Source organism: Desulfobacter sp., assembly GCF_050177295.1.
The window spans coordinates 1-6586 of the sequence record NZ_JBFXHE010000250.1 but is presented as its reverse complement, the minus strand read 5'-3'; the positions used below and the strand labels follow the sequence as shown (position 1 = coordinate 6586).

General features: G+C 46.3%; 8 protein-coding genes, 1 tRNA gene and 1 pseudogene. 8 read left to right on the top strand and 2 right to left on the bottom strand.

Annotated elements, in window-relative coordinates:
* The 5 genes and pseudogenes from AB7U36_RS15845 to nhaB all read left to right on the top strand — a co-directional run.
* Positions 1-338, top strand: a pseudogene (locus AB7U36_RS15845) (Na+/H+ antiporter subunit D); the annotation flags it as partial.
* Complete coding sequence (locus AB7U36_RS15840; protein ID WP_428160675.1) at positions 338-814, top strand: Na+/H+ antiporter subunit E; 477 nt, start codon at positions 338-340, stop codon at positions 812-814. The pseudogene AB7U36_RS15845 and the gene AB7U36_RS15840, both read left to right, overlap by 1 nt.
* The gene (locus tag AB7U36_RS15835) at positions 807-1118 is read left to right on the top strand and encodes a monovalent cation/H+ antiporter complex subunit F (RefSeq protein ID WP_428160674.1); all 312 of its coding nucleotides are present in this window, start codon (positions 807-809) and stop codon (positions 1116-1118) included. The genes AB7U36_RS15840 and AB7U36_RS15835 overlap by 8 nt, the downstream gene beginning before the upstream one ends.
* Positions 1106-1417, top strand: coding sequence for a monovalent cation/H(+) antiporter subunit G (mnhG, locus tag AB7U36_RS15830; protein ID WP_289021700.1), 312 nt, complete (start codon positions 1106-1108; stop codon positions 1415-1417). The genes AB7U36_RS15835 and mnhG overlap by 13 nt, the downstream gene beginning before the upstream one ends.
* A 212-nt stretch (positions 1418-1629) precedes the next feature.
* Positions 1630-3240, top strand: coding sequence for a sodium/proton antiporter NhaB (nhaB, locus tag AB7U36_RS15825; protein ID WP_428160624.1), 1611 nt, complete (start codon positions 1630-1632; stop codon positions 3238-3240).
* A 235-nt stretch (positions 3241-3475) separates the two neighbouring features.
* Here nhaB and AB7U36_RS15820 read toward each other — a convergent pair.
* Both AB7U36_RS15820 and AB7U36_RS15815 read right to left on the bottom strand, forming a co-directional pair.
* Positions 3476-3551, bottom strand: a tRNA-Phe gene (locus AB7U36_RS15820).
* 75 nt (positions 3552-3626) lie between these two features.
* Positions 3627-4370, bottom strand: a complete 744-nt coding sequence (locus tag AB7U36_RS15815; protein WP_428160673.1) for an RsmE family RNA methyltransferase — start codon at positions 4368-4370, stop codon at positions 3627-3629.
* A gap of 205 nt (positions 4371-4575) precedes the next feature.
* Between AB7U36_RS15815 and AB7U36_RS15810 the strand changes: the two genes are divergently transcribed.
* The 3 genes from AB7U36_RS15810 to AB7U36_RS15800 are packed head-to-tail and all read left to right on the top strand — an operon-like array spanning position 4576 to position 6427.
* Positions 4576-5181, top strand: a complete 606-nt coding sequence (locus AB7U36_RS15810) for a Maf family protein (RefSeq protein WP_428160672.1) — start codon at positions 4576-4578, stop codon at positions 5179-5181.
* A 2-nt stretch (positions 5182-5183) separates the two neighbouring features.
* On the top strand, positions 5184-5870 hold the full coding sequence (locus tag AB7U36_RS15805; protein WP_428160671.1) for a YggS family pyridoxal phosphate-dependent enzyme: 687 nt from the start codon (positions 5184-5186) through the stop codon (positions 5868-5870).
* A complete protein-coding gene (locus AB7U36_RS15800) occupies positions 5870-6427 on the top strand; it encodes an epoxyqueuosine reductase QueH (protein ID WP_428160670.1) in 558 nt (185 codons plus the stop codon). Before AB7U36_RS15805 ends, AB7U36_RS15800 begins: the two co-directional genes overlap by 1 nt.
* Positions 6428-6586 lie beyond the last annotated feature (159 nt).

Sequence of the window (6586 nt, the reverse complement as noted above, 5' to 3'; positions counted from 1 at the left end):
CCGGTTTCTGGAGTAAATTTGCAGTTGTCCGGGCAAGTCTTGAAACCGGTCACACCATACTGGCCGCAACTGCCCTTTTTGTCGGGGTTCTCACGGTTTACTCCATGTTAAAAATATGGAACCAGGTGTTCTGGGAGGCGGCACCGAACGACGTAATACCCTCCCCGTCGGTGAGCTTTAGAGAAACAAATTTATATCTGGTGCCCATAGCCATTTTTGCCCTGATTACGATAATCATAGGGCTTTTTGCAGAACCCTTTTTTCAGTATGCGGACCGCGCCGCGGTTCAGCTTCTTGATCCGATTTTTTACGTCAAGGCCGTACTGGGAGACAGATAATGATTTATTTTGTTCTCAATCTGTTATTTGCCGGTGCCTGGGTCCTGGTCAACAATGCCTACGGCATCACTGATTTTGCTATCGGTTTTTTGCTGGGCCTGGGCTGCCTGTGGCTGACACGCCCCTTTGGCCAGGACAACTCTTATTTCAGACGATTGAAGGCTTCAGTTGTTCTGGTGGTTTATTTTCATTATGAAATGACGATATCGGTTTTACGGGTTGCCTGGGAGGTACTGACGCCGACCCCTAAAAGTGTCCCGGACATTGTTCATATTCCCTTGGATGCAAAAACGGATGTTGAGATCACCCTGCTTGCCAATATGGTCTCGTTAACCCCCGGGACACTCAGTCTGGATATCACAGAGGAGAAATCCCATCTTATTGTGCACGCCATGTTTGCCCGGGATCACGATGCTGTCATTTCCGGGATTAAAAACGGACTGGAAAAAAAACTGCTGGAGGTGACACGTGGGTGATGTGATGACCATGGCTGTGACCATTACCTTCACCGGATTGCTGGTCAGCTTTGTGCTGGCATTTATTCGTCTGATTATAGGCCCGACACACGCAGACCGGCTCATCGCCCTGGACTTGATCGGGTCCATTACCATCAGTTTCATTGCTGTGTTTACCATTACCAGCGGACAGACCGCTTTTCTTGATATCGCAATCACACTGGCCCTGGTGATGTTTGTGGGCACCGTGGCTTTTGTGGCATTCATGAAATTCCGGCTGATTCAATCCAAAAAAAACAAGGAGGAGCCTCCATGGAAATCCTGATGGCCATCTGCCTTATCACCGGTACTTTTTTTACCCTTATGGCTGCCCTGGGTGTTCTCAGAATGCCGGACATCTACATGCGGACCCATGCGGCGACCAAGGCGGGCACCTTTGGTATCGGAATGATCGTGCTTGCAGTCGCCCTGTTTTTCACGGATACGGCTGTAACCTCCCGGGTTGTCGGTATTATGTTGTTTTTTATCATGACCACGCCGGCTGCAGCCCATCTACTTGGAAAAATCGTAATGAACTCCCCTTATCGGATGTGGCGTAACCCTTTTCAAAAAAACAGCCGGTAGAGCGACTTCACTGCAGTACCGGAAGGATGATTGCCGACCCTGCTTTCATAAATTCCAAAACCATCTTTCTCTCTTCAAATTCCGGCTAAATTAATGCGCCAACGTTGAATAATCTGTTGAATTTTTGCACATAGGATGTTAGAAGGCATAACCTGTAACAAATGTATAACTTATAACCTGTTGTTCCTAATACTAATTGTGAGGATCCGACCATGTTCAACGCCTTTGTAAAAAACTTTTTAGGAAATGCTCCCATATGGTACAAGCTTGCTATTATAGTGTTCCTAATTATCAACCCCATTCTCCTTATTACCGCCGGCCCTTTTATTACAGGCTGGGTACTCATTGGAGAATTCATTTTTACCCTGGCCATGGCACTGAAATGCTACCCGTTACCTTCGGGCGGTCTTCTGGCGATTGAAGCCATTATCATGGGTATGGCCAAACCCGAAACCGTTTACCACGAAGCACTGGCCAATTTTGAGGTTATCCTTCTTCTGATGTTTATGGTTGCAGGCATCTATTTCATGAAGGAATTTTTGCAGTTCACCTTCACTCGGATACTTGTGCGGGTGCAGTCTAAAGTTGTGATTGCGTTGCTTTTCTGTTTTGCCGGCGCTTTTCTGTCCGCTTTCCTTGATGCGTTGACCGTTACAGCGGTCATCATCGCGGTTGCATATGGTTTTTACAATGTCTACCACCGGTATGCCTCGGGAAAAGACAGCACCTGCGAACATGATCTCACCGACGATAACGCATGCCAAATGGCAAAACGGGATGACCTGGTTCAGTTTCGGGGTTTTTTGCGCAACTTGATGATGCATGGTGCTGTGGGTACCGCTCTGGGCGGTGTCTGTACCCTGGTTGGGGAACCCCAGAACCTGCTGATCGGCCACCAGATGGGCTGGCACTTTGTTGACTTCTTTCTCGAAGTTGCACCGGTCTCCATCCCCGTCCTCATTGTCGGGCTTGGGACCTGTTATGGACTGGAGAAAATGCACTGGTTCGGCTATGGCGTTGAAATGCCCGGCAACATCCGTTCCCACCTGCTGGAAACCGCAGTCAAAATGGAAGAAAAACAAGGAACCAAAGGCAAGGTCAGACTTGTTATACAGGCCATTGCGGGTATCTGGCTGATCCTTGCCCTTGCCTTCCATCTTGCCGCGGTAGGTCTGATCGGACTATCCGTCATCATCTTCCTGACCTCTCTGAACGGAATTACCGACGAACACCATTTTGGACAGGCATTTACGGAAGCCCTGCCGTTTACTGCGCTGCTGATTGTCTTTTTCTCCATTGTTGCGGTGATTCACGAACAACATCTTTTCGACCCCATCATGCATTTTGTTCTCGGTCTTCATGGCCATCTACAGCTTGGGGCATACTATATTGCAAACGGTTTATTATCATCGATTTCTGACAATGTTTTTGTTGCCACCGTATATATTACGGAAACAAAGATGCATTTTGTCAATGTGCTTGCACAGATCCCCGATATTGGTATGACCGGACAGGAACTGATGGACAAACTTACCAACCCGGAACTTGTCCGGGCTGACGTGCTGGCTGCCCTTCCGGCAGACGCTGCTGCCAAAGCACACGAAGTTATCCATCATTTTGACAACCTGGCCGTTGCAATCAATACCGGAACAAACATCCCGAGTGTGGCAACGCCAAATGGTCAGGCAGCTTTCCTGTTCTTACTGACTTCAGCCTTGGCACCCGTCATCAGACTCTCCTATGGCCGAATGGTTTGGCTTGCACTGCCGTACACCATCACCATGTCAATAACAGGCCTTATTTCCTGTTACCTGTTTTTGTAATACGTATACCTCATAGTATAGAAAGATAAAAAAAGGTGGGCCCAATGCAGTATCTGTGCATTGGGCCCACCTTTTTTACAGAATATGGTTAACATATAAAATGTTCTGCGGCAAAGCATTCGCATGCCTCCTGCCATCCACAAACCGGAAAACAATCGAGCGTCTGGCCCGATCCTCATGGTGTATAAATCAAAAAAGCTTTCAACGAAAACCGCTGAAAGCTTTTATAATAACGTGGTGCCCAGGAACAGAATTGAACTGCTGACACGGGGATTTTCAGTCCCCTGCTCTACCGACTGAGCTACCTGGGCACATCAAACAACGACAAATTTATATGTTCTTTAACCGTTCAAGTCAAGCAAAAAATTATACAAGCATTAAGAATATTATTTTAAACACCCTCCCATATCACCCAGCAGATACTGGATTAAACCACAGGCACAGACGGCTGCTGTTTCTGCCCTTAAAATCCTGGGTCCAAGGGAGTAACCTATAAATCCCGATTCAACGGCACTTCTGACCTCTTCCTCTTCAAATCCGCCCTCCGGCCCGATCAGGACAACAGCTTTGTTGTTCTCTCCGGGAGCCGATCCGGCAAAGGGCCGGTCCGATGCTTCCCAGAAAGCGAATCTGTGTGAACAGCCTTTTGAAAAGGCCAGGACCTGTTCAAAATCCATGGGAGGCATAATTTCAACAAGGCAGGATCTTCTACATTGCTTCAAAGACTCCCTGGCAATGGTCTGCCACCGCTCAATGTGTTTTTTTTCCCTATTTGGGCCTGACAATGGAATGGATCTTTTACAATAAAAAGGAATCCAGCGAGTGACTCCAAGCTGGGTAATCTGTTTAATAATCTCATCCATCTTGTTGTGTTTGAGCATGGCAGTACACAAAGTCAGATCGAGATTCGATTCCGTGAGGCTTTTTTTTTCACTTAAAATGGAAATTTCAACACATTCAGGAGAGATCTTATCTATACTACCTGTAAAATCAGTGCCATGGCCATTGGTCATGGAAATGGTGTCTTTGGGCTTAAGCCTGAGTACCTTGCATATATGTTTTGCGTCCTGACCATGGATGACGGCCTTATCTGTGCTTAACGCCTCTGTATTGATTAAAAACTTTTGCATATTTATCTCTTTATTCCACAAAAAAAGATGATTAAATTTTTAGAAATTATAGTATGAAACAGGTAATTTTTACCATGAATTTATTATGTTATATTTCAAAAAAGCTGATTTTAGACACTTTTTTTCCGGATTACCCGACAACGGGCGTGGGTTTAAAATACGGCAAATCTGTTCGTAACGCATGAATTATGATACATAAGGGGTCATGAAAACGATAAACAAAGAGAACATTATTCTGGCCTCAGGTTCACCACGCAGAAAAGAACTTATGACCCAGGCAGGCATAGATTTTAAAATTCATGTGGCTGATATTGACGAATCTAAAGTTGATCCGGGAATGCCACCCGAAAACTATGTTTGTCTATTGTCTAAAACCAAGGCCCAAGCCGTGGCCGCACATTATCCTGATGCCTGGACAATCGGGGCGGACACGATTGTGGCGGTTGGCAATACCATTTTAGGCAAACCCGCCGGGCACCGGCAGGCCGTAACCATGTTAACCCAGCTCAGCAACAGAGAACACAGTGTATTTACCGCTTTCACCATCACAAGACCAAACTCAGACGATCTGGTTACACGGGTTGTAAACACCCGGGTGAGGTTTAAAGCGTTGTCCAACGATGAAATCAACTGGTATGCAGACACAGGTGAACCTTATGACAAGGCCGGAGGCTATGGGATACAGGGAATTGGGGCCTTTCTGGTTAAGGAGATATCCGGGTCTTATACCAACGTTGTCGGCCTGCCCGTGTGTGAACTTATTGATGCACTGGCATCTTTGGGGGCAATCAGTTTTAAGGAAGCAAAATAACAATGCAGATTCAATCCAATATAAAAAAAATTCATGATGATATACGCGCTGCCGCCCAAAAAAGCGGACAGGATGCATCCCGGGTTACCCTGATTGCGGTAAGCAAAAGAAAACCGCCTGAAATGATCCAGGAGGCCATTGATGCCGGTCACAGGGATTTTGGAGAAAATTATATCCAGGAAGCAATGGAAAAGATTGATCTTCTTGGCAGAAAATCAGCGACGTGGCATTTTATCGGGCATCTTCAATCCAACAAAGCCAAATTCGCGGTAAAGTATTTTGACCTGATTCATACCGTGGATACGGTAAAGCTTGCCCAAGAGATCAACCGCCAGGCCCAAAAAATCGGAAAAATTCAGAAGATTCTGCTCCAGGTAAATATTTCCCGGGAAGCGACCAAATCCGGTGCACAAGAAAGCGAAATTGTAGATATTGCCAGACAGACCTGCCGGTTTGACAACCTGCATGTTTCAGGACTTATGTGCATGCCGCCTTTTTTCGATGACCCTGAAGATACAAGAATTTATTTCAAAAGGCTTAAACAGATCAGTAAAGAGATAGAACGGCTCAACCTTCCCAATACGGCCATGACCCATTTATCCATGGGCATGAGTAATGATTTTACGGTAGCCGTTGAAGAGGGGGCAACTTTAGTGCGTGTGGGCACAGCCATCTTCGGAGCAAGATAATGAAAATTCTTCTGCATACCTGCTGCGGCCCCTGCACCATCTATCCCCTTGAAACCTTAAGAAACATGGACATGGAGGTCATGGGGTATTTTTACCGGCATAATATTCATCCATTCACCGAATGTATGAAGCGTGAGGAAACATTGCGTGATTATGCGGATCAGATGAATCTGAAAATGGTTTGGCAAAAGGGTTATGAGCTTGAAGAATTTTTGCGTGCCGTCACCTTCAGGGAAACAAACCGGTGCAGGTACTGCTACCACGCACGTCTGAAAGCCAGTGCCCTGGTTGCCCAAAAAGGAAAATTTGACGGGTTTTCCACCACCCTGCTCTATTCAAAATTCCAGAATCATGCCCTGATCACGGAAATCGGTCAGGGCATAGCAAAACAATACGGTCTTAGATTCATTTATCATGATTTTCGCCAAGGCTGGAAACAGGGGATAGAGAGATCAAAGGGCTTGGGTATGTACCGCCAACAGTATTGTGGCTGCATTTACAGCGAAAAAGACCGGTACTATCAACAAAAAAATGTTGAGAAACCAGATCAGCCATAACTGTTATTGCGATATCATGGGTCTTTCGGGAGTTTGAATTGTTTTTTATCCAGCCCGTGCCGGGTCAGCAGGCGGTTTAGCTGCCGGGTAGTAATGCCTGCTTTCTTTGCCGTCTCGCGTATTCGGCCGTTCGTTTCCTCCAGCAGACTGGTCAGGTAG

Coding starts and splice junctions, on each gene's coding strand:
- AB7U36_RS15840 (WP_428160675.1), top strand. CDS start 338: ATGATTTATTTTGTTCTCAATCTGTTATTTGCCGGTGCCTGGGTCCTG.
- mnhG (WP_289021700.1), top strand. CDS start 1,106: ATGGAAATCCTGATGGCCATCTGCCTTATCACCGGTACTTTTTTTACC.
- nhaB (WP_428160624.1), top strand. CDS start 1,630: ATGTTCAACGCCTTTGTAAAAAACTTTTTAGGAAATGCTCCCATATGG.
- AB7U36_RS15815 (WP_428160673.1), bottom strand. CDS start 4,370: ATGCAAAAGTTTTTAATCAATACAGAGGCGTTAAGCACAGATAAGGCC.
- AB7U36_RS15810 (WP_428160672.1), top strand. CDS start 4,576: ATGAAAACGATAAACAAAGAGAACATTATTCTGGCCTCAGGTTCACCA.
- AB7U36_RS15805 (WP_428160671.1), top strand. CDS start 5,184: ATGCAGATTCAATCCAATATAAAAAAAATTCATGATGATATACGCGCT.
- AB7U36_RS15800 (WP_428160670.1), top strand. CDS start 5,870: ATGAAAATTCTTCTGCATACCTGCTGCGGCCCCTGCACCATCTATCCC.